Source organism: Rhizobium sp. NFR03, assembly GCF_900111275.1.
In the GTDB taxonomy this organism is placed as follows: Bacteria; Pseudomonadota; Alphaproteobacteria; order Rhizobiales; family Rhizobiaceae; genus Ferranicluibacter.
In genome coordinates this window covers 478,196-499,130 of record NZ_FOGR01000003.1, presented here as the reverse complement: position 1 = coordinate 499,130, position 20,935 = coordinate 478,196, and the positions used below count along the sequence as shown (strand labels likewise).

Here is a 20,935-nt window from a genome sequence, read left to right as displayed (position 1 = left end):
ATGAGACCCGCCGAAACACCGAAGAAGGCTTCCGCGATTGCGCGCAGGGGCCTGATGCTCGTCATCTCCTCGCCTTCTGGCGCAGGAAAATCGACGATCGCCCGCAACCTGCTGGAGGCCGATCCGGAGATGAGCATCTCCGTCAGCGTCACCACGCGCAAGCGCCGTCCAAGCGAGATCGACGGCCGTCACTATCACTTCAAGTCGATCCGTGAGTTCGAGGGCCTGCGCCAGACGGATGCGCTTCTGGAATGGGCGGAGGTTCACGGCAACTTCTACGGAACGCCGCGCGATGCGGTGGAAGAGGCGATGTCGCAAGGGCAGGACATGCTGTTCGACATCGACTGGCAGGGCGCCCAGCAGCTTCAGGACAAGATGGCCGGTGACGTCGTCTCGATCTTTATCCTGCCGCCGACGATGGCGGAACTCCAGTCCCGTCTGCACCGCCGTGCCGAAGATACGGACGAAGTCATCGCCACACGCCTCGCGAATTCCCGGGCAGAGATCGAGCACTGGCTGGAATACGACTACATCGTCGTCAACGAGGATCTGGACACGGCCTTCGCCGCCGTGCGCGCCATCGTCGAAGCCGAGCGCCTGCGCCGCGACCGGCGCCCGGGCCTGTTCGAATACGTGCAGGGTCTCCTGACGGAAACGCCGAAGCTCTGATGGACCTGAGGGAGAAGCATTTCGCGCTTCTCCCTCATCCTGCTACAGGCAGTTCGCCAACCGGCAGAATTCTTCCACCGATAGCGTTTCCGCCCGACGCTGCGGGTCGATCTCGGCCTTCGCGAGCAAAGTCTCGCCGCCGAGCGATTTGACGCTCTGGCGCAGCATCTTGCGTCTCTGACCGAAGGCTGCCTGCGTCACGCGTTCGAGTGCCGAGATCGAGCAGGGAATCGGGTTCTCGCGCGGCTCCAGATGCACGACGGTCGAGGTGACCTTCGGCGGCGGCGTGAAGGCCTGGGGAGGCACGTCGAAGGCCATGCGGGCCTCGGTGCGCCAGCCGGCGAGCACGCCCAGCCGGCCATAGTGGTCGTTCGTCTCGTCCGCCACGATCCGCAAGCCCACCTCGCGCTGGAACATCAGCGTCATCGAGGCGTAGAAGGGCGGCCAGACGTCCGATGTCAGCCAGTTGACCAGAAGCTGCGTGCCGACATTGTAGGGCAGATTGGCAATGATGCGGATAGGCCCTTCTGCGCCGGACTGGCGCGCCAGCTCCGCGAAATCGACTTTCAGCGCGTCCCCCTCGATGACGTCGAGCCGGCCGGGATAATGAGCGGAAATCTCGGCAAGGGCCGGCAGACAGCGGCTGTCGCGCTCGATGGCGATCAGCTTGCGGACGCCGAGGGAGAGAATGGCGCGTGTCAGTCCGCCCGGGCCGGGGCCGACCTCGATAACGGTAGCATCCTCCAGCGGTCCTGCCGTGCGCGCGATCTTCTGCGTAAGATTGAGGTCGAGAAGGAAGTTCTGACCAAGTGCCTTCTTTGCGTCCAGCCCGTGACGCTGGATCACGTCGCGCAGCGGCGGCAGTCCGTCGATGGCCGCCATCAGGACGCGCTCTCGACTTTGTCGCGCTCGGTGTCGGCAAGCTCGCGCGCCATGCGCAGCGCCGCCACAAGGCTGTCCGCCCTTGCGACATTTCGGCCGTTCACCCGCTGTCCGGCAATGCCGAAGGCGGTGCCATGGTCGGGTGAGGTGCGAATGAAGGGCAGACCGAGCGTGACGTTGACGCTGTCGTCGAAGCCCAGGGCCTTTGCCGGGATGAGCGCCTGATCGTGATACATGCAGAGCGCGACGTCGTACGTGGCGCGGGCCCGGTCATGAAACATCGTGTCGGCGGGCAGGGGACCCACGGCGTCGATGCCTTCCGCCAGAAGGCGCTCGACCACGGGCCGGATGATGGCATCGTCCTCGCTTCCAAGCGCGCCGCTCTCCCCGGCATGCGGGTTGAGCCCAGCAATCGCGAGGCGTGGAGCGGCAATGCCAAAGCGGGCCTTGAGATCGGCCGCGGTGATCACAGCCGTCCGGTAGATGAGGTCGGCCGTCAGCAGAGCAGGCACGTCCTTCAGGGGAATATGGATCGTCACGGGCACCGCCCGCAGCTTCGGGCCTGCCAGCATCATGATCGGCAGCAGCGGCGTGTTGCGCGCAACGCTGCCGAGTTCCGCAAGGAACTCGGTGTGGCCGGGAAAGCGGAAGCCTGCCGCGTAGAGCACCGATTTGGCGATCGGGTTCGTGACGACGGCAGCGGTCTGCGAGGCCAGCGTCATTTGCACGGCGGTCTGGATGGCACCGATGATTGCCGGTGCATTCGCGCTGTCAGGCCGGCCCGCGATCACGGGTGCCGGACAGGCGACGGGAAGAACGGGAAGGCTGTGCGCAAAGAGACTGGGGGCCAAGCGATGGTCGGCCTCCGCAATCGGAACGTCGAGGCCGAGCAGGCGGCTCCGTTCGGCCAGAACTCCGGGATCGCCGATGTACAGGAAGGGTGCAAGCCCGAACTCTTCACGGCGCGTCCAGGCTTCCAGCGTGACGTCGAGCCCGATGCCGGCCGGGTCGCCCATGGTCAGGGCAAGCGGCGCCCGGGTCTCGTCTGTCATGATGGTCCGGTTACTTCCCCACGATCTGCGCGCGCTTGCGCAGTTCTTCCATGTATTTCGCGCTGTTCGGGTCTTCGCCACCCTTCTGCTTGCCGAGATCCTCGGCGCGGAAGACAACTTCGGCCGCGAGATCGTCAGAAACCTGACGCTTCTTGCAGATGCCGAGATATTCGACGCCCTTTTCGGTCACGCGCGTCGCGGTCGTCTTGCCTTCGCCAGCCTTTTCGACGAGCGGGCGCCAGTCTTCGGGAATCTCCTGCACCATCATGCGGCCGAGATTGCGAATGGACACGTCGCGCATGGTTGCTGCGAAAACCTTGGCATCGTCGCAGCCCGGATAGGAAGAGCGCGAGGCATTGGCTTCGGCCTGACGTTTGCCGATGATGGCGTTCCGCTTGGCTGCGGGAACGACGAAGATCACCTGCTGGAGGAAGTATTCGGTCGTCACCGGCTTGTTGCCGCCATTCTCCTGCATGCGGCGCACCAGCTCCTCGTTGGAGAGCCGCCCGCCACCGCTGCCGAAACGCACGCGCACGGCACGCGGCCAGCTCATGGAGATTGCAACGTAGGATTTGAAATGGTCGATCCCGACGCCGGCCTGACCCAGAACCTGTGTGAGCTGCGCAACCGTCAGCTTGTTGCCGGAGGCAAATCGCTGCACGGCAGCGTCCACTTCGTCGGTGCTGACGGACTGCTGGAGACGCAGCACTTCGGCGCGCTTCAACGCCTCGTCGATCAGCTGCTCGCGCGCGCCGGAGGGGTTTTGCCGCTGCAGCTTCAGGAAGGCCGCACGCTTGGCGATGTCACCGGTCGTGATCGGCGTTCCGTTCACGACAACGGAAACCGCTGTTCCACCGCCCGCTGCGGCCGCGGCAGGCAGAGTGGTCGGCAGGCAGAGCGCGCCGGCAAGCAGGCCCGCACGCAGAATATCCGCCGCCATTCGCAATGACGTTCGCTTTTGCAAGGTTGTGTTGCCCATCAGACATCCCCTTCAGAGCAAGCCGCACGGTTTAAGGGGCTCGCACGCTCCATGAAGCGCCAAGCCTGCGGCCGCGCTTGTTTCCCGCTGGATGCATAAACCATGCGGCCGAATGATGACAAGCCCTCGATATCGCGGAACGGGGGCGCAGAAGCGCGCCCACAGGCCTGTTTTACCGCATAACAGCCGTTATCAGTCGAGCGCGTTGAACGAGCTGTCGCCGACATTGATATCACCCAGCGTACGGAACGAGATCCGCGCGCCGATCGACCAGTCATTGGCAAGCGACTGGTCCGGGTCGCGCTCGTTCTTGTAGACGAGCGAGAACAGCGTGTCCTGATCGTCATAGGTGATGCCGAGGCCGTTGCGGGTGACGAGGCTGTTGTTGAGGTCGTAGGTGACCGAGCCGAACACCGACCAGTATTCCCGGAACCGCCAGGCTGCCGCCGTCTGGATTTCGTCCTGATCATAGGGCGAGCCGTAGGTCGGCTGCGCCTTGATGCTGGTATAGGTGATGGCCGTCTGCCAGGCGATGCCTTCGTAGCCGACCGAGAAGTCCGTCCGGCGAAGGTCGAAATCCTCCTCATCCAGCCGGCCGCTGAGGCTGGCCGTCAGGCCGGAGGGCGCATCGATGCCGAACATGCCGACATAGTCGGACCGGTCGGTCTCAAGGCCGGAATCGGCGCCCACCTTCACCAGATCGTCTGTCGCGAAGGAATTCACGCCGCCGAGGTGGAAGGACTGGCCGACGATGCTGCGAACGCCATAGCCATTGGCAAGCGTGCCCGTGTAGCGCAGACCCAGATTGGCGCGCGAGCCGCCCTCGATGCGGTCGAAGCCCGAAAACTTGTCGCGATCGAACAGGTTGGTCGCGTCGAACACGAAGCTCTGCGCGTCCTCGTTCGGCAGGCTGCCGGGATTGCTCTCGTCCGGGCGAACATAGACCTGCGCGATCGGCTCAAAGATGTGGCTGCTGTTGGCGGTCGCCATCAGGATCGGATAGCGCGCCTCGAGCCCCGCCGTCACCATGCCGCGCGTCGAGGTATCGTCGCCGTTGTAGTCTCCGGTATAGGCCGGGCCAGGATTGTCCATCGTCAGGCCGAGAATATCGCCGCGCGCCGCCACAAGCGGCGTCAGCGAAAGACCGCCGGGAACGATGAACGTCTTCTTCCACTCGGCCTCCGCCGTCAGCCGATGTGCCGAACCTTCGAGGCCGCGGAACCGGTCGACGCCGAACACATCGACGGAGTCCTCACGATTGCGGTTGACGTTGGTCAGGTTGACGGTTGCGGAAAGCTCGCCGCCGGCAACCGCCTGCGGTGCCGTATAGTCGTAGTCGAGAACCTGCGCATAGGCCTGCTGATTCTCGGCAACGCTGCCCGGGTCTGCATCCTGGATATCGAAGTAGAAGGCGCGCAGATCGAAATAATTGCGCTTGCCGAGACCCGTCAGGTAGGCCTGGTTCGTGTGCGTCGTACCGTCGAACGTCGAGAGTTCGTAGGTCTTGGCGAAGTTGTTGTCGCTCTGCACGAGGACGTCCCAGCCGAACGACCAGCGCGGATTGATCTTGAAATCGGCGCGCGAGCCGATGAGGCCGCGTTCCGTTTCCTCGGCGTCAACGGTTCCATCCGTGAACAGCCCGCGATCCAGCTGGCTGATGCCCGCCATGCGCAGAACATGCTGCCCGGTCTCGAACTGCTGGCGGAACTCGCCTTCCAGCAGGAAACCCTGCCGCGTCAGGCCCGTCGCCGTCACGGTCGCGTCCATGGTGGGCGAGATCGCCCAGTAGTAGGGTACGCTGACGCCGGCACCCAGCTTCTGCGTGTAGCGGAAACGCGGAAACAGGAAGCCGCTCTTGCGCTTCACGGTGCCATCGGGAACTTCCAGCACCGGCAGATAGAGAATGGGCTTGCCGAACAGTTCGAAGCGCGCGTTCTCCAGACGAACGGTGTGCGTCTTGCCGTTCTGGATGATGCGCTGTGCCTTGATATGCCAGAGCGAGCGGTAATCCGGATTGGTCGCGCAGGGTGTACAGGCCGTGTAGACTGCCTGGTTCAGGATGATCTCGTCGCCATTGCGCCGCTCGCCATTGACGGCGGCGAGCTTGGTGAGGTCGGTCGTCTCGACGCGCATCGTCTCGATGAAGCCATCGGCGAAATTGTCCGTGACGTCCATCTTCTCGGCATAGATCTTGTTGCCGGTCGGCTCGATCAGCTCGATCTGGCCGGTTGCGACGATTCGGCCGGTCTTCTGGCTGTACTCGACCTGCTGGGCGACCATCTGGTAGCCGCCATAATTGATCTGCACGGCGCCACGCACGATGACGCGTTCGGCATCGCGGTTGTACACGAGCTCGTTGGCCGACAGCACCATCTTGGCGTCGTCGGGCAGCTTCGGCGCAAGCGTCGTCGGCGCGGACTGGGCCCAGGCCGAACCGGACGCGTCCGGGGATACGGAAAGGCATGCAACGCTGGAGAGCAGTATGGCCGCCAGTAGCCTTGTATGATTGCGGTCACAGCCCGCCACTAGCCATCCTCCTGATGCAACAAAATCGTGGACCCCAGCGCCATCGCGACAACAACCGGCAACCAGGCTGCAACGAACGGAGGCAAGATGCCGCTGCTCCCGAATGCTCTGACCAGCACGGTCACGACATAAAGCACGAAGCCTGCCAGGATTCCACCGAGAATTACCGAGCGTGATTGGTGGAAGCGGCTGAATTTCAGCGACACGCTTGCGGCAATCAGCGTCATGGCGACGAGAAGAAGCGGCAGAGATAGCAGCGAATGGAGCTGGGTCTGCATGCCATAGGTCGGAAACCCGAAGGATTTCGCGATCGAAATTTTATGAGGCAACTCGAAAAACGGAATGGATTCAGCTTTGTCGAGGGATTCCTGAACGAATTCCGCTCTCAGGTTGGTGGGTAGCCGTGCCGTTTCGAAACGCTTCGGCAGCACGCCGTTGCGCGTCTCGGTGACGCCGTTAAGCAACCAATAACCATCTTCGAGTTTTGCGCTCTGCGCATCCTGCCGGAAGACGATGCGGCCCTGCTTGTCGAGATGGATCACCGTGACGGTCACGAGCGTCCGGCCGTCGTCCTGCACGGCGCGCGCGCCGATGATGCTGTCGTCGTCACCGTAGATCTGGCGCAGCCACGGAATGGTCTTGGAGCTGCGCGACGACGAGCTTCCCCAGGTGGTCTCCAGAAGCTCGGCACTGCGCGAACCCCACGCGGCGATCGGGTTGAGAATGGCGACAGCAAGCGCGCCGAAGAGAAGGGCGCCAAGCACGAAGGGCTGCAGAAACTGCCACGCCGAGATGCCCGCCGCCCGCGTCACCACCAGTTCGTAGCGCCGGTTGAGTGCTATCAGCGTCACCATGCCGGCAAACAGCGCGATGAAGGGCACGGTCTGCTGCATGATCATGGGAATGCGCATGGTGGTCATCAGCAGCGCGCCGCCGAGCGAGTAGCCCGGCAGGTTGGACATGCGGTTGGAGAGCTCGCTGAAATCGATGATGAAGACGAGCGAGAACACACCGATGAGGAACCAGCCGATCGTCACCATGAACCGGCGAAAGAAGTAGATCTTGAGCGTGCTCATCGGATCAGCGCGCCTCCCGGTCGGAATTGCCGAAACGCAGCAGGCGGAGCCGTCCGGTCAGGTCGGCAAACTTCTCCTGGAAGGTCTTGGGAATGACAAGCCGCTTGTTGCTCGCGAGCTGGCGAACGCACAGGAACGTCGTGATGGCGGGAATGACATACATCAATGGCACGAACAGCTGCTCCTCTTCCGCGCCGTTTGCAGCGTAGAAGGTCATCCAGCGGAAGAGCAGCATCAGCAGCAGGGCAGTCGCCGTCGGGTGCAGGCGGGCTTCGCGGTGCGAGCGCGCATCGCTGCTGACGACGAGGCCGATGAGGGCGAAGATGATCGGGAACGTCCACTCCGTCAGCCGGCGGTGCAGCTCGGCCACATAGGTCTGCGGACGGCGCTGGTAGTTGCTGTCCGCGGGGTCCGGGTGAAGGAGCGTCAAGAGATCCTGATCCTGCGCGCGCAGCGTCGCCGCACCCACCTTGCGGGTCATCTCGGTGAGGTCGAAGGCGTAGCTGTCGAACTTGATGATGGAGACGCCGCCGTCCGGCAGCTTCCGGTGCACTTCGCCGTCCTTCATCACCAGCGCGGAGCTTGCCTCGTCGACGGCGCCTTCGCGGGCGTAATAGACGAACTCGACGTTCGGATCGCGCGAATCGCCAACGAAGATGCCGGTGAGAACGCCGCCGCCACGCCGTCCGCCGATCTGGATATAGAGGCCGTCCGCAATTTTGCGGAACGTATTCTCCTGCACCACCGAGGAGAGAAGGTCGGCATTGGCGCTCGCGATCATCTGGCGCACTTGCTGGCGCACCAACGGCTCTACGAAGTTGTCCACGGTGAAGGATACCGCGCTGACGGCGAGAGCGAGGCCGAGAATCGGGCGCAGGATGATGCCGCGGCTTCCGCCGGCTGATTCGATCACCGTCAGTTCCGAATCATTGTTCATCGTCGCCAGCGCCTGCGTGATGCCGATGGCGAGTGCGAACGGCAGGACGAGCGGAATGACGGTCGGCAGAATGAGCGTCGCAAGCTGCAAGAATGCGCCGATCGACTGACCGGTATCGGTCACCAGATTGATGCGCTGCAGCGCCTGCGTGGTCCAGATGATGCCGAGAACCGGTAGGAGTGCCGACAGGAACATCTGGACGACACGCCGAAGAATATAGCTTTGAAGAATGGTCATCTCGGCCTGTTCCGAGCGCAAGCGGGCGCGGACGGGGCCGTCCGGCGGGCTGCTCTGGCGCATGAGCGCTGTGGGGCTTCGATCATCATCGGTATCGCAGTAGCCAAGTTACTGAGGGCCCGCAACGCTCAGGCTGTCATCGGCGCCTAGATTTTCCCATTTGGTGTCTTTTTGGTGACGCATCGACCGAAGGGCGCGCAAAGCCTGAAGCGTGTTTTTTCGGCCCCGAGCGATGGGCGGGCCGGAAGCATGGCGGGTTTTGCTTGGCCTTTGCGTCCCGTCACGCTACGTCGGTAGCGGAGACGCGATGAACGGTTGACGATGTCGTGCCTGTGGAAAAACATGCTTTAAAGACGTTGTCCGGCGCGATGTCCGGGCAGCGGAAGGATCGGAGCGAAAATGGCCGGAATGTTCGAGATTGTCTTCAAGGAGCAGCGCAAGAAGACGGAGGGCACGGTCCTGTGCCTGGTGGCTGCCGGGCAGGAGGCGGCCGGTGCCGCGACGGTCGATCCCGCCGGGGTCATCGTCCGCGCAACCAAGGCCGGAAAGTTCAAGGCGCGCGCGCTTTCGACGCTCGACATACTCGCACCCGAGGGATCGCCGGCCGACCGGATCCTTCTTCTCGGTCTCGGTGACCCCAAGGCGCAGACGGCCCATGACTGGCTGAAGGCCGGCGGAACAGCAGCCGCAAAACTGCGCGGTGCAGGCGAGGCCACGGTCTTTCTGGATGCGCCCGGCGTGGAGATCACACCGCGCGCCGCAGCCGATTTCGCGCTCGGCATGGAGCTGAACGCCTACCGCTTCGACAGCTACAAGACGACGAAGAAGCCGGATGAGGAGCCGACGCCGCAGCGCACGAAGGTGACGATCGTCACTGCGATCGCGGCCGAGACGAAGAAGGGTCTGGCGCTGTCCGAGGCCGTTTCCGAAGGCGTGTTCATCGCCCGCGATCTCGTCAACGAGCCGCCGAATGTGCTCGGACCCATCGAATTCGCCGCCAAGGCCAAGGCGCTCGAAGATCTCGGCGTCGAGGTCGAGGTCTTGGGCGAGAGCGAGATGAAGGACCTTGGCATGGGCGCGCTTCTGAGCGTCGCTCAAGGCTCCGCCCGTCCGCCGCGGCTGGTGGTGATGCGCTGGAACGGCGGCGCGAAGAAGGAAAAGCCGATCGCCTTCATCGGCAAGGGCGTGGTGTTCGATTCGGGCGGCATCTCGATCAAGCCCGGTGCCGGCATGGAAGACATGAAAGGCGACATGGGCGGTGCCGCCGCCGTCACCGGTCTCATGCATGTCCTCGCCGCGCGCAAGGCAAAGGCCAACGTCGTCGGCATCATCGGCCTTGTCGAGAACATGCCGGACGGTAACGCCTATCGTCCAGGCGATATCGTCACATCCATGTCGGGCCAGACCATCGAGATCATCAATACGGATGCCGAAGGTCGCCTCGTGCTCTGCGACGCGCTCTGGTACTGCAACGAGCGCTTCCAGCCGCGCTTCATGATCAACCTCGCCACGCTGACGGGGGCGATCCTCGTGGCGCTCGGCGGCCATCAGGCCGGCCTCTTCTGCAACGACGACACGCTCGCCACCGAGATCACACAGGCTGGTCTCGTAACGCAGGAGCGCGTCTGGCGCATGCCGCTCGGTCCAGAATACGACAAGATGATCGACAGCAAGTTCGCCGACATGAAGAATACCGGTGGCCGGCACGCCGGCTCGATCACCGCGGCGCAGTTCCTCAAGCGCTTCGTCAAGGATACGCCCTGGGCGCATCTCGACATCGCCGGCACGGCGATGGGTTCGCCGAACGACGAGATCAACCAGTCCTGGGCATCCGGCTATGGCGTTCGCCTGCTGAACGAACTGGTGCGCGCCCACTACGAAGGCTGATCGCAAGCATTGAAAGGCATGAACCCGACGTGACGGACATCCTGTTCTATCACCTGACCGAATCGAAGCTGGAGGATGCCCTGCCGCCGCTGGTCGACAAGAGTGTCGAGCGCGGCTGGCGGGTCGTCGTGCAGACGGCGGACGAGGAACGGCGCGACAGGCTGGACGATCACCTCTGGACCTGGCGGGAGGACAGCTTCCTCCCGCATGCGACAGACGATGGCCCCCATGCAGCGGTTTCGCCGGAAAACCAGCCGGTCTTGCTGACCACCGGCGCCGGCAACCCCAACAACGCGACCGTCCGCTTTCTGGTGGACGGCGCCGTTCCACCCGATCTCGCATCTTACGACCGCGTCGTCTTCATGTTCGATGGCTACGATCAGCCGCAACTCGAAGGCGCGCGCGCGCAGTGGAAGCGGCTGAAGGGCGAGGGCCACGCGCTCACCTACTGGCAGCAGAGCAGCGAGGGACGCTGGGAGAAGAAGGCATGACGGACGGCGCGGGAGAGGCCGGGCCGCCGCGATCGAAGGCCCGCATTCGCCCGACAGGCGTTACGGCGACCGTCGGCCGCACCGGCTTTCCGCAACTGACCAGCGTCACGGGCGGCACGCTCGACATCGTCACCGGTGCCTCGCAGCCCGGCTTCAACCCCATCGATCTCCTCTATGCCTCGCTCTCCGCCTGCCTCGTGCTCAGCGCCCGGATCGCCGCCAGTCGCATGGGCATCCTTGGCGGGATCACCGGCATTCGGGCCGATGTCACGGGCGAAAAATCGAAAGAGGAGCCGAGCCGTATCGTCCGTTTCGACGTGACGTTCACGTTCAAGGGCAATCTGGATGCCGTTACCCGGCAGGAACTGGCGGAAGCGGCGGAAGAGATCTGCACCGTGAGCAATACCCTGCGAGGCGATGCTCTGATGGATGTGCGGATCGCCGACTGAGAGGGAGCGCCTTCCACTCCGGCATCTTCACATCATGGTCTAAATATGGAAACGGGCCACTCTCGCGGCCCGTTCCAACGTCATCTTCGTGCGAACGATTATCGACGGATATACAGGTTGTCGTCGTCGCGCTGGCGGCCGCCGAGCGCCGCCCCGATACCGGCGCAGATAGCACCGATGAGAAGCGACACGGCGCCGATGAGGGCTGTCGTGGCGCTCGCCTTGCGAGCGGTCTCCGCAGCGTCGGCAGCAGCGGTCTTCGCATCCTCGATGCTCTTCAGCACGCTATCGACGCGGCTGTTGGCATCGGCTTCGGACAGGCCGGTGCGGGCGGCGATCAGCTGCGACAGGTATGTCCGGTCGCCTTCCGGGATCGTGCCCGTTGTCGCGCCGTTCATCAGGATACGCGAAACCTCTGAGGTCGCGTCCGTCCCGTTCGGGCCTGTCTGCGCGGTGCGCGGATCGGCCGGACGCAGCAACGTATCGACGAAGTAGGACGTCGCATTGCCGGCGTTATCGGAGGTCGCCGCGGCGCCAGCCGTCGTGGCGGCTGCGGTGCCGGTCATGGAAGCCGCGGCCTGCAAGCCTGTGCCGATGGTCGAGGAGACCACGGAGCCGAGAAGTCCGGCAGCAACGAGCGTGGCGATGGCCCAGGCAAGAATGCCATGCGCCGTATCGCGAAAGAACGCTTCGTCATTGTGGATTCCGCTCCATTTGGTGCGCAATCGACCGGTCATGTAGCCGCCGAAGGCGGACGACAGCCACTGCACGATGACCAGCCACACCGCCGCCGAGACCGCGAAGGTCGTGACCGACGGACCATCGCCACCGAAGGGCGTTGCAAGGCTGAGGCCAAGGCCGGAGCCGAGAAGGGTGAGAAGCAGCGTGAGAGCCGATGCAGCGACGGCGCCCGCGAAGATGGCGCCCCAGCTGACGGCGGATTTCGCGGATTCGGCCGAGGAAACGGAGGCCGCCGCCGCGGGGATGGCGGCGGTGAGTGGCTTTGCCATCTCTGTCTCCCTAGCGCACGAACAGCATGATCAGGATGATGATCGGGATCGGAATCCCAAGCAGCCAGAGAAGAATTCCGCGTCCCATGATGTCTCTCCTTCGATAGCCGGACGCAGTGTCCGGTTTTGACCACCGTCAACGAGGCGAAGAGAAAAATGTTCCGCGAGATCAGGCGAAGGGAGCTGGCCTTCCGCCTGAAATGAAACGCTTTTTTAGCTGGATGAAGAAAGTGGCTAGAGAATGTGGTGGCGAATCAGGCCTGTGTACCGCCAACGGTCATGTCATTCATCCGCAGGTGCGGCTGGCCGACGCCCACGGGCACCCACTGTCCGCCCTTGCCGCAATTGCCCATGCCTGTATCGAGCTGCATATCGTTGCCGATCATGGTGATGCGCTTCATCGCGTCCGGCCCGTTGCCGATCAGCATGGCACCTTTCACCGGCGCGCCGACCTTGCCGTTCTCGATGAGATAGGCCTCCGTGCAGCCGAACACGAACTTGCCCGACGTGATATCCACCTGACCGCCGCCGAACGACACGGCATAGATGCCGCGTTTGACCGAAGCGATGATCTCTTCCGGCGTCTTGTCGCCCGCCAGCATGTAGGTGTTGGTCATGCGCGGCATCGGCACATGGGAGTAGGATTCGCGCCGTCCGTTTCCGGTCGCCTTCATGCCCATCAGGCGCGCGTTCTGCCGGTCCTGCATGTACCCGACCAGCTTTCCATCGTCGATCAGCACGTTGTAAGCCGAAGGCGTGCCTTCGTCGTCTACGGTCAGAGATCCCCGGCGCTGCTCCATCGTCCCGTCGTCCACCACGGTCACACCCTTTGCCGCAACCTGCTCGCCGATCAGGCCGGCGAAGGCGGAGGTCTTCTTGCGGTTGAAGTCGCCCTCTAGCCCGTGGCCGACGGCCTCGTGCAGCATGACGCCCGGCCATCCCGAAGACAGAACCACGTCCATGGTCCCGGCCGGCGTGTCGATCGCATCGAGGTTGACGAGCGCCTGCCGCAGGGCCTCGTCCGCGCCGTAGCGCCAGGTCTCGCTCGTGATGAGGTCGCCGAAGCCGCGCCGTCCGCCAAAGCCGTAGGAGCCGCTTTCCTGTTTGTCGCCATCGCCAACGACGACGGAAACATTCACGCGCGTCATCGGCCGGATGTCCTGAACATGCTCGCCATCGGCGCGCAGGATATCGACAACCTGCCAGCTCGCCGCGATGGAAGCCGTGACCTGCCGCACCTTCGGGTCTTTCGCCCGGATATAGGCGTCGATCTCCGACAGCAACGCGACCTTTGCCTCGAAGCTCGGTTCGCCGATGGGGTTTTCGTCGCCATAAAGCTTGCGATTGGTCTTCTGTGGAGCGGCGGCATAGGTGCCGGCATAGCCGCGCGTGACAGCGGAAACAGCATCCGACGCGCGCTTGAGCGCGGCCAGCGAGAGATCGCCCGAATGGGCATAGCCGACCGCTTCACCGGCCACCGCCCGCAGTCCGAAACCCTGGTCGGTGTTGAAGCTGCCGCCCTTCAGGCGGCCATTGTCGAAGGACAGCGATTCCGACTGGATGTGCTCCATGAACAGCTCGCCATCGTCGGCGCCCTGCAGCGTCTGCGCAAGGATGCGCCGCACCGCCGCCTCGTCGCCGTCGAACAGGGTGATGAGGTCGGTGTTCATGTCTGGCACTCCGTCAGAAAGGTGAAGCCGCTATGTAGGCATGCGCTGGGGCAGGGGCAAGGTCGATGCGGGAGAGCGTCTCAACCCTGCCGGCACCCTCTGCTCGCTTTCCCGGAAGACGTCAGGGCGAGGCGCTCATGTCCCGGTCACACGCTCGCAAACCTCTTAAGGCAGCGCGTCATAACCTTCGCCGAAGCCCTTGAGATCGACCGGAATGCCGATGCCTTCCTCGGGCGACTGGAAGACGATGAAGGTTGCGGTAGCACCCGAGCGGAAGGTCTTCAGCAACTCTTCCTCCAGCACCACCTCGGCATAGCAGCCGTCCGAGAAACAGCGGACGAAATACGCACGGCCGATATCCTTGCCGTCGACATTCAGCCCGAGACCGTTCGGCAGAAGCACGCCGAGCGGCGCGAGAACGCGCAGGATCTTCGCCTTGCGGTCGGCGGTCTTCAGAACCACCACCGAAAGGCCGACCTCCGGCCGGTCCTCGGCGATCACGTTCTGCATGAGCGCGCACTGTTCGGCCGAAGCACCGGCCGGCTGATCGCAGACGATCGACCAGGCGCCATGGTTCGACTTGACGGTGCCGGGGGCCGCAGGCGTCTGCTGTTGCGCGACGGCGGAGACGGGCAGAAGCCCCAAAGGCAGAGCCAAGGCGAGGGCGGCTCCGATGATCGACGGGCGAAAAAGCAGGGACAGGCCCATGAAAACCTCAAAATACCGAATCAGTCCGGCTATTCTTGAAGGGCCGGCCCGGAAATGAAAACCCCCGGAGGGGCGCGTGACGTCTCGTGCCGCTCGTCTTTCAAAGGACACTTGAAAAGCCGAGCCCGTTCCATCGAAGGCCAGAGACAGGTGTCAAAGGCAGGCGACGTTCTATCAGAGGGCGGTGTGGCGGAAATACGACCCGGAATCCGGCATTTCTCCGCTCACATCACGTCTGCGGCATCATCTATCCCGCGGAGGTGCGCCCTGTCCACCTCCGCGCGAAAGGCCGCCCGGCGCTTGCGCGAAATGCCGCATGGAGAAGGTCTGCGCCACGGTGGCGGCAACAGCCGTTCTGTGGCATTCTGTAAGCGAGGAGCAGGCCGTTTGCCGGGACGCATGGACAGATGTTGCGGCACTGGCCAAACTGTGGTTTGAAGCGCTGTAGAGGGCGGAGATTGTTCGATCCGGCGAAAGCGGGATGGAGAGGGGAATTGCGAATGGTGAGAAACAAGGCTTTTGCGGGTCTCGCGGCATGTGTGGCGGCAGCGAGCTGTCTGCTTTCCGCGGGCACAGCGCTCGCGGACAAGCCCGTAAACTGGCAGACCAATTTTCAGGCCGCCGCGACCGGCATCATGGAAGAGGTCACCTGGTTCGAGCATTACACGCTGTGGTTCATCATTCCGATCACGCTGTTCGTGCTGGCGCTGCTGGTCGTCGTGGTCGTCAAGTTCCGCGAGAAGGTGAACCCGGTTCCCTCGCGCACCAGCCACAACACCGCCATCGAGATTGCCTGGACCGTCGGACCTGTCGTCATCCTGCTGTTTCTGGCCATTCCTTCGTTCCAGCTTCTGACCGCGCAGCTGACGCCGCCCGCCAATCCCGACCTGACCGTCAAAGCGACGGGCAATCAGTGGTACTGGTCCTACGAGTATGAAGTCGGCGAAACCCCGCTCTCCTTCGACAGCCTGTTGATGAAGGAAGAGGACCGCGCGGCGCTCGGCAAGGAAGACAAGAACGCCTATCCGCGCCTGCTTGCGGTCGACAACGAGGTCGTCGTGCCCGTCGGCAAGACGGTGCGCGTGCTCGTCACCGCGGCCGACGTCATCCACGCCTTCGCCATGCCCTCCTTCGGCGTCAAGATCGATGCCGTTCCCGGTCGTCTGAACGAGACCTGGTTCAAGGCCGATCGTGAAGGTCTCTATTACGGTCAGTGTTCCGAGCTCTGCGGCAAGGATCACGCCTATATGCCGATCGCCATCCGCGTCGTCAGCCAGCAGCAGTACGATACGTGGCTGACCGCCGCCGCTGCGAATATCGGCGATGCCAACAAGGCCCTCATGGCCTCCGTCGATGCGGTGAAGACGACCGACGTCGCCACCGCCGCCGCACAGTAATTCGGGGAGCTTGAGAAAAATGGCCGGAACAACCGCGCACACCGATCACCTTCAGGATCATTCGCTCGACCACGCGCATGACGATCACGTCCACAAGCCGCTGACCTTCTTCCAGCGCTGGTTCCTGTCCACCAACCACAAGGACATCGGCACGCTGTACCTGATCTTCGCGATCTTCGCGGGCATCATCGGCGGCACGCTGTCGGTGTTCATGCGCGCCGAGCTGCAGGAGCCGGGCATCCAGATCTTCCACGGTCTGGCCTCGATGGTCTACGGCTTCGAGGGCGACGCCGCCATCGACGGCGGCAAGCACATGTACAACGTGTTCACGACCGCGCACGCGCTCATCATGATCTTCTTCATGGTCATGCCGGCGATGATCGGCGGTTTTGCCAACTGGATGGTTCCGATCATGATCGGCGCGCCGGACATGGCTTTCCCGCGCATGAACAACATCTCCTTCTGGCTGATCATCCCGGCCTTCCTGCTCGTCCTCCTGTCCATGTTCGTGGAAGGTCCGGCCGGCGGCTTCGGCGCGGGCGGGGGCTGGACGATCTACCCGCCGTTCTCGACGTCAGGACAACCCGGGCCGGCCATGGATCTCGTGATCCTCGGCCTGCACATCGCCGGCGCATCCTCGATCCTCGGCGCGATCAACTTCATCACCACCATTCTCAACATGCGCGCACCGGGCATGACGCTGCACAAGATGCCGCTCTTTGCCTGGTCGGTGCTGATCACCGCGTTCCTGCTGCTCCTGTCGCTGCCGGTTCTCGCCGGTGGCATCACCATGCTGCTGACAGACCGCAACTTCGGCACCTCCTTCTTCGCGCCGGAGGGCGGCGGCGACCCGATCCTGTTCCAGCACCTGTTCTGGTTCTTCGGTCACCCCGAGGTGTACATCCTGATCCTGCCCGGCTTCGGCATCATCAGCCATATCGTCTCGACCTTCTCGCGCAAGCCGATCTTCGGCTATCTCGGCATGGCCTATGCGATGGTCGCCATCGGCGCCGTCGGCTTCATCGTCTGGGCGCACCACATGTACACGGTCGGCATGTCGCTCGATACGCAGCGCTATTTCGTGTTCGCCACCATGGTCATCGCCATTCCCACAGGCGTGAAGATCTTTTCCTGGATTGCGACGATGTGGGGCGGCTCGATCCGCTTCGCGACGCCGATGGTCTGGGCGATCGGCTTCATCTTCCTGTTCACGGTCGGCGGCGTTACGGGCGTTCAGCTCGCCAATGCCGGTCTCGACCGCGCTCTGCACGACACCTATTACGTCGTCGCGCACTTCCACTACGTCCTGTCGCTGGGCGCCGTCTTCGCCATCTTCGCCGGCTGGTACTATTGGTTCCCGAAGATGAGCGGCTACATGTACAACGAGTTCATCGGCAAGCTGCACTTCTGGGTCATGTTCATCGGCGTCAACCTGGTGTTCTTCCCGCAGCACTTCCTCGGCCTTGCCGGCATGCCGCGCCGTTACATCGACTACCCCGACGCTTTCGCAGGCTGGAATTTCGTCTCCTCCATCGGCTCGTATATTTCGGCCGTCGGCGTGCTGATCTTCCTCTTCGGCGTCTGGGAAGCTTTTGCCAAGAAGCGCATTGCTGGCGACAATCCATGGGGCGAGGGCGCGAATACGCTGGAATGGCAGCTGTCATCGCCGCCGCCGTTCCACCAGTGGGAGCAGCTGCCGCGCATCCGGTAAGGATTGGGGAGGGGCGTGTTTGCGGCTTGCCCCTCATCCGCCTGCTGGCACCTTCTCCCCGCATGGCGGGGCGAAGGGACTTGCGGCAACCGCTCGTGTTATATTGACCGATTGGGACGTATCCCAACGCTTGGGGCACGTCCCCTCTCCCCGCAAGCGGGGAGAGGGTTAGGGTGAGGGGCAGGCAGCCCCACCCGGAAACGTAAGGAACACAACCGGAATGACCGTTATCGACACCACCGGAAACCTCAACGACGGCGATATCCGCCTGTCGGAGGCCTCGGCGCGCGATTACTGGGCGCTCCTGAAACCCCGCGTCATGTCGCTCGTGGTGTTTACGGCCTTTGCCGGCATGGTGCTGGCGCCCGGAGAGATCAACCCGTTCATCGGCTTCGTCGCCATCCTCTGCATCGCGGTAGGTGCCGGCGCGTCCGGCGCGCTGAACATGTGGTACGATGCCGATATCGATGCGGTGATGAAGCGCACGGCGACGCGGCCCATCCCCGCCGGCCGCATCACTGGCCAGGAGGCGCTCGGCTTCGGCCTCACGCTGTCGGCCTTTTCGGTCTGCATTCTCGGCTTGGTGGTCGGCTGGTTCGCCGCCGGCTTCCTCGCCTTCACCATCTTCTTCTATGCCGTCGTCTACACGATGTGGCTGAAGCGGGCGACGCCGCAGAACATCGTCATCGGCGGCGCGGCCGGCGCCTTTCCACCCATGATCGGCTGGGCCTGCGTCACCGGCGGCGTGTCCATCGAGAGCACGGTTCTCTTCCTCATCATCTTCCTCTGGACACCCGCCCATTTCTGGGCGTTGGCGCTGTTCAAGATGGGCGAATACGGCGCCGTCGGCGTGCCGATGCTGCCCAATGTCAAGGGCATTCCCGCGACCAAGGTTCAGATCCTCGTCTATGCCGTCCTGACGGCGGTGGCAAGTATCTGTCCGACGCTGCTCGGCTTTGCCAGCATCGGATACGGCATCGTCGCGCTGGCGCTCGGCCTTGGCTTCGTCTGGTATTCCATCAAGGTGCAGTCCATGTCCGAAACGGACGAGAAGATGCTGCCGGCCAAGAAGCTTTTCGCCTTCTCGCTGGTCTACCTCTTCGCGATCTTCTCGGCGCTGCTGGCCGACCGTGCGGTGCTGGCGCTGCTCGCAGCCTTCGGAAAGGGCTTCTGATGGATCTCATCACACTGACCCCGGCCCAGAGGCGCGCCCGTCGTGGCCGCAACATTGCCCTCGGCCTGGTCCTCTTCGGGCTGGTAGCGCTGTTCTATGTCGTTACGCTCGTGAAATTTTCGAACGGTCTGGCGCAGTAGGAGACGGATGGCGATGGAACGGCATCCGGCAAGACCGACGGGGCAGAGCGAGCGCCGCAATGGCGTGATTGTCGGCGCCTGCGTCGCCTTCGTCGTGGGCATGGTCGGCATGGCCTATGCTGCCGTGCCGCTCTACGACATGTTCTGCAAGGTAACCGGTTACAACGGCACGACGAAGCGCGTCGAGCAGGCCTCCGACACGATCCTCGACAAGACCATTCGTGTCACGTTCGATGCCAACACGTCGGGTGACCTGCCGTGGCGCTTCACGCCCGTCGTGCGCGAAATCTCCCCGAAGATCGGCGAGACGGTGCAGGTCGAATTCAAGGCGAAGAACATGGCGGACGTTCCGACGACGGGGCAGGCCGTGTTCAACGTCACGCCCATGCAGGGCGGTGCCTACTTCAACAAGGTCCAGTGCTTCTGCTTCACAGAGACGACGTTGCAGCCGGGCGAGGAACTGGAGATGCCGGTCGTCTTCTTCGTCGATCCGGAGATCGTCAAGGCGGCGGAAACGAAAGACATCGGCACGCTCACCCTGTCCTACACCTTCTATGCGCGCCAGCCGTCGAAGCCGGTCGCTGCTTTGAAGCCGCAGGACGGCGCGGTGCCGGACAGACAACTTTAACGCGCTGCACCGGCAGAACCGGCGGGCGTCAGCAACATCAGGAGACCGATCGCCACGCTTGTAATCTGGCGGGCGTTCGGGAAGAGTGGGACGGCAAGACCGGACCGCTTCAGGCGAGGGGACGACGGGGAGAACGACATGGCCGACACGCATCAGAAGAACCACGATTATCACATCATCGATCCCAGCCCATGGCCGCTGCTCGCCTCCATCGGCGCCTTCGTCATGGCCTTCGGTGGTGTCGCCTACATGCGCTATCTCTCGGGCGGCTCGTTCAAGATGTTCGGCCTGGAATGGGCCAATCCGTGGATCCTCTTCATCGGCCTCGCGATCGTGCTCTACACCATGTACGCCTGGTGGGCGGATACGGTGAAGGAGGCGCACGAAGGCCATCACACCCGCGTCGTCTCGCTGCATCTGCGCTACGGTATGATCATGTTCATCGCCTCGGAAGTGATGTTCTTCGTCGCCTGGTTCTGGGCCTATTTCGATGCGAGCCTGTTCCCCGGCGAAGCCATCCAGGCAACCCGCACCGCCTTTACCGGTGGCCAGTGGCCGCCGAAGGGCATCGAGGTTCTCGATCCCTGGCATCTGCCGCTCTACAACACCGTCATCCTGCTGCTTTCCGGCACCACCGTCACTTGGGCGCACCACGCGCTGCTGCACGGCGACCGCAAGGGCCTCATCAACGGCCTCACGCTGACGGTCGTTCTCGGCGTGCTGTTCTCCTTCGTCCAGGCCTACGAGTATGTGCACGCGCCCTTCGCCTTCAAGGACTCGATCTACGGCGCCACCTTCTTCATGGCGACCGGCTTCCATGGCTTCCACGTTCTCGTCGGCACCATCTTCCTCGCCGTCTGCCTCATTCGCGCGCTGAGGGGCGACTTCACCCCCCAACAGCACTTCGGCTTCGAAGCGGCCGCCTGGTACTGGCACTTCGTCGACGTCGTCTGGCTCTTCCTCTTCTTCTCCATCTACATCTGGGGCGGCTGGGGCGCACCACTCGCCGGCTGATAGAGAGCGGACCATGGGACGGACGCTTCGGTGTCCGTCATTCGCAGAGCGGACGGCATGTGAATTTGGGCGGCATTGCGGTGCCGTCCTTATTGGCTTTGCTCACCGTCATAGCAATTTTGAAGGCTGCATGACTGACAGAGAAGCTGCATCATGCTGTTTCATTCTGTCAACGCAGGGACGGTGGGATGCTCGGAGCGGCATTCCCATGCTTTTTTATAGAGCCTCGGATCGTCGCGAAGGTTCGCAGAGCGCCGACTATCGCGTCGTCCCGTCTGCGGGGATGCTGCTGTGAACA

General features: G+C 63.3%; 19 protein-coding genes. 10 read left to right on the top strand and 9 right to left on the bottom strand.

All coding sequences use genetic code 11. The features are described from left to right. The gene (gmk, locus tag BSG19_RS12100; RefSeq protein WP_092988106.1) at positions 1 to 669 is read left to right on the top strand and encodes a guanylate kinase; all 669 of its coding nucleotides are present in this window, start codon (positions 1 to 3) and stop codon (positions 667 to 669) included. Between the two features lie 42 nt (positions 670 to 711). Here the strand turns inward: gmk and rsmA are convergent, their stop codons facing one another. The 6 genes from rsmA to lptF all read right to left on the bottom strand — a co-directional run bounded on the left by rsmA (position 712) and on the right by lptF (position 8,358). Continuing rightward, the gene (rsmA, locus tag BSG19_RS12095; protein WP_092988104.1) at positions 712 to 1,551 is read right to left on the bottom strand and encodes a 16S rRNA (adenine(1518)-N(6)/adenine(1519)-N(6))-dimethyltransferase RsmA; all 840 of its coding nucleotides are present in this window, start codon (positions 1,549 to 1,551) and stop codon (positions 712 to 714) included. Then, on the bottom strand, positions 1,551 to 2,603 hold the full coding sequence (pdxA, locus tag BSG19_RS12090) for a 4-hydroxythreonine-4-phosphate dehydrogenase PdxA (RefSeq protein WP_092988102.1): 1,053 nt from the start codon (positions 2,601 to 2,603) through the stop codon (positions 1,551 to 1,553). Before pdxA ends, rsmA begins: the two co-directional genes overlap by 1 nt. A gap of 10 nt (positions 2,604 to 2,613) precedes the next feature. Continuing rightward, complete coding sequence (locus BSG19_RS12085; RefSeq protein WP_092988100.1) at positions 2,614 to 3,582, bottom strand: SurA N-terminal domain-containing protein; 969 nt, start codon at positions 3,580 to 3,582, stop codon at positions 2,614 to 2,616. A gap of 192 nt (positions 3,583 to 3,774) precedes the next feature. Next, positions 3,775 to 6,108 carry an LPS-assembly protein LptD gene (locus tag BSG19_RS12080; RefSeq protein ID WP_092988098.1) on the bottom strand — a complete coding sequence of 778 codons (2,334 nt, stop codon included), beginning with the start codon at positions 6,106 to 6,108 and terminating at the stop codon, positions 3,775 to 3,777. Beyond that, positions 6,108 to 7,184 carry an LPS export ABC transporter permease LptG gene (gene lptG, locus BSG19_RS12075; protein ID WP_092988096.1) on the bottom strand — a complete coding sequence of 359 codons (1,077 nt, stop codon included), beginning with the start codon at positions 7,182 to 7,184 and terminating at the stop codon, positions 6,108 to 6,110. Before lptG ends, BSG19_RS12080 begins: the two co-directional genes overlap by 1 nt. Positions 7,185 to 7,188: 4 nt before the next feature. Further along, positions 7,189 to 8,358: an LPS export ABC transporter permease LptF gene (gene lptF / locus BSG19_RS12070; RefSeq protein ID WP_092988481.1), complete on the bottom strand. Its 1,170-nt coding sequence runs from the start codon at positions 8,356 to 8,358 to the stop codon at positions 7,189 to 7,191. Between the two features lie 399 nt (positions 8,359 to 8,757). On the opposite strand from lptF, the gene BSG19_RS12065 reads away from it, so the two are divergent. From BSG19_RS12065 to BSG19_RS12055, 3 genes are read left to right on the top strand one after another with little or no spacing between them, the layout of a single operon-like run. Then, the gene (locus tag BSG19_RS12065) at positions 8,758 to 10,245 is read left to right on the top strand and encodes a leucyl aminopeptidase (RefSeq protein WP_092988094.1); all 1,488 of its coding nucleotides are present in this window, start codon (positions 8,758 to 8,760) and stop codon (positions 10,243 to 10,245) included. 29 nt (positions 10,246 to 10,274) lie between these two features. Further along, on the top strand, positions 10,275 to 10,736 hold the full coding sequence (locus BSG19_RS12060; RefSeq protein ID WP_092988092.1) for a DNA polymerase III subunit chi: 462 nt from the start codon (positions 10,275 to 10,277) through the stop codon (positions 10,734 to 10,736). After that, entirely contained in the window at positions 10,733 to 11,185 is a 453-nt protein-coding gene (locus tag BSG19_RS12055; RefSeq protein ID WP_092988090.1) for an OsmC family protein, read from the top strand. Before BSG19_RS12060 ends, BSG19_RS12055 begins: the two co-directional genes overlap by 4 nt. Before the next feature lie 98 nt (positions 11,186 to 11,283). On the opposite strand, the gene BSG19_RS12050 is transcribed toward BSG19_RS12055, so the two are convergent. The 3 genes from BSG19_RS12050 to BSG19_RS12040 form a co-directional block, all read right to left on the bottom strand. Continuing rightward, positions 11,284 to 12,195, bottom strand: a complete 912-nt coding sequence (locus tag BSG19_RS12050) for a hypothetical protein (protein WP_092988088.1) — start codon at positions 12,193 to 12,195, stop codon at positions 11,284 to 11,286. A gap of 254 nt (positions 12,196 to 12,449) precedes the next feature. Then, positions 12,450 to 13,865 carry a metalloprotease TldD gene (tldD, locus tag BSG19_RS12045; protein ID WP_092988086.1) on the bottom strand — a complete coding sequence of 472 codons (1,416 nt, stop codon included), beginning with the start codon at positions 13,863 to 13,865 and terminating at the stop codon, positions 12,450 to 12,452. A gap of 165 nt (positions 13,866 to 14,030) precedes the next feature. After that, complete coding sequence (locus tag BSG19_RS12040; RefSeq protein ID WP_092933071.1) at positions 14,031 to 14,573, bottom strand: invasion associated locus B family protein; 543 nt, start codon at positions 14,571 to 14,573, stop codon at positions 14,031 to 14,033. 503 nt (positions 14,574 to 15,076) lie between these two features. Between BSG19_RS12040 and coxB the strand changes: the two genes are divergently transcribed. The 6 genes from coxB to BSG19_RS12010 all read left to right on the top strand — a co-directional run bounded on the left by coxB (position 15,077) and on the right by BSG19_RS12010 (position 20,637). After that, positions 15,077 to 15,970 carry a cytochrome c oxidase subunit II gene (gene coxB, locus BSG19_RS12035; RefSeq protein ID WP_092988480.1) on the top strand — a complete coding sequence of 298 codons (894 nt, stop codon included), beginning with the start codon at positions 15,077 to 15,079 and terminating at the stop codon, positions 15,968 to 15,970. 19 nt (positions 15,971 to 15,989) lie between these two features. Continuing rightward, a complete protein-coding gene (gene ctaD, locus BSG19_RS12030; protein WP_092988084.1) occupies positions 15,990 to 17,681 on the top strand; it encodes a cytochrome c oxidase subunit I in 1,692 nt (563 codons plus the stop codon). Positions 17,682 to 17,901: 220 nt separating this feature from the next. Then, positions 17,902 to 18,855: a heme o synthase gene (locus BSG19_RS12025; protein WP_092988082.1), complete on the top strand. Its 954-nt coding sequence runs from the start codon at positions 17,902 to 17,904 to the stop codon at positions 18,853 to 18,855. Beyond that, complete coding sequence (locus BSG19_RS26050) at positions 18,855 to 18,995, top strand: hypothetical protein (RefSeq protein WP_092988080.1); 141 nt, start codon at positions 18,855 to 18,857, stop codon at positions 18,993 to 18,995. The genes BSG19_RS12025 and BSG19_RS26050 overlap by 1 nt, the downstream gene beginning before the upstream one ends. Positions 18,996 to 19,008: 13 nt before the next feature. Further along, positions 19,009 to 19,623, top strand: coding sequence for a cytochrome c oxidase assembly protein (locus BSG19_RS12015; protein ID WP_092988479.1), 615 nt, complete (start codon positions 19,009 to 19,011; stop codon positions 19,621 to 19,623). A gap of 138 nt (positions 19,624 to 19,761) precedes the next feature. Beyond that, positions 19,762 to 20,637: a cytochrome c oxidase subunit 3 gene (locus BSG19_RS12010; protein ID WP_092988078.1), complete on the top strand. Its 876-nt coding sequence runs from the start codon at positions 19,762 to 19,764 to the stop codon at positions 20,635 to 20,637. The last annotated feature ends 298 nt before the right edge of the window (positions 20,638 to 20,935 follow it).

Bases quoted from the DNA above. Each gene is read 5' to 3' on its own strand.
- gmk (WP_092988106.1), top strand. From the start codon at position 1: ATGAGACCCGCCGAAACACCGAAGAAGGCTTCCGCGATTGCGCGCAGG.
- rsmA (WP_092988104.1), bottom strand. From the start codon at position 1,551: ATGGCGGCCATCGACGGACTGCCGCCGCTGCGCGACGTGATCCAGCGT.
- pdxA (WP_092988102.1), bottom strand. From the start codon at position 2,603: ATGACAGACGAGACCCGGGCGCCGCTTGCCCTGACCATGGGCGACCCG.
- BSG19_RS12085 (WP_092988100.1), bottom strand. From the start codon at position 3,582: ATGGGCAACACAACCTTGCAAAAGCGAACGTCATTGCGAATGGCGGCG.
- lptG (WP_092988096.1), bottom strand. From the start codon at position 7,184: ATGAGCACGCTCAAGATCTACTTCTTTCGCCGGTTCATGGTGACGATC.
- lptF (WP_092988481.1), bottom strand. From the start codon at position 8,358: ATGACCATTCTTCAAAGCTATATTCTTCGGCGTGTCGTCCAGATGTTC.
- BSG19_RS12065 (WP_092988094.1), top strand. From the start codon at position 8,758: ATGGCCGGAATGTTCGAGATTGTCTTCAAGGAGCAGCGCAAGAAGACG.
- BSG19_RS12055 (WP_092988090.1), top strand. From the start codon at position 10,733: ATGACGGACGGCGCGGGAGAGGCCGGGCCGCCGCGATCGAAGGCCCGC.
- BSG19_RS12050 (WP_092988088.1), bottom strand. From the start codon at position 12,195: ATGGCAAAGCCACTCACCGCCGCCATCCCCGCGGCGGCGGCCTCCGTT.
- tldD (WP_092988086.1), bottom strand. From the start codon at position 13,865: ATGAACACCGACCTCATCACCCTGTTCGACGGCGACGAGGCGGCGGTG.
- BSG19_RS12040 (WP_092933071.1), bottom strand. From the start codon at position 14,573: ATGGGCCTGTCCCTGCTTTTTCGCCCGTCGATCATCGGAGCCGCCCTC.
- ctaD (WP_092988084.1), top strand. From the start codon at position 15,990: ATGGCCGGAACAACCGCGCACACCGATCACCTTCAGGATCATTCGCTC.
- BSG19_RS12025 (WP_092988082.1), top strand. From the start codon at position 17,902: ATGACCGTTATCGACACCACCGGAAACCTCAACGACGGCGATATCCGC.
- BSG19_RS26050 (WP_092988080.1), top strand. From the start codon at position 18,855: ATGGATCTCATCACACTGACCCCGGCCCAGAGGCGCGCCCGTCGTGGC.
- BSG19_RS12015 (WP_092988479.1), top strand. From the start codon at position 19,009: ATGGAACGGCATCCGGCAAGACCGACGGGGCAGAGCGAGCGCCGCAAT.
- BSG19_RS12010 (WP_092988078.1), top strand. From the start codon at position 19,762: ATGGCCGACACGCATCAGAAGAACCACGATTATCACATCATCGATCCC.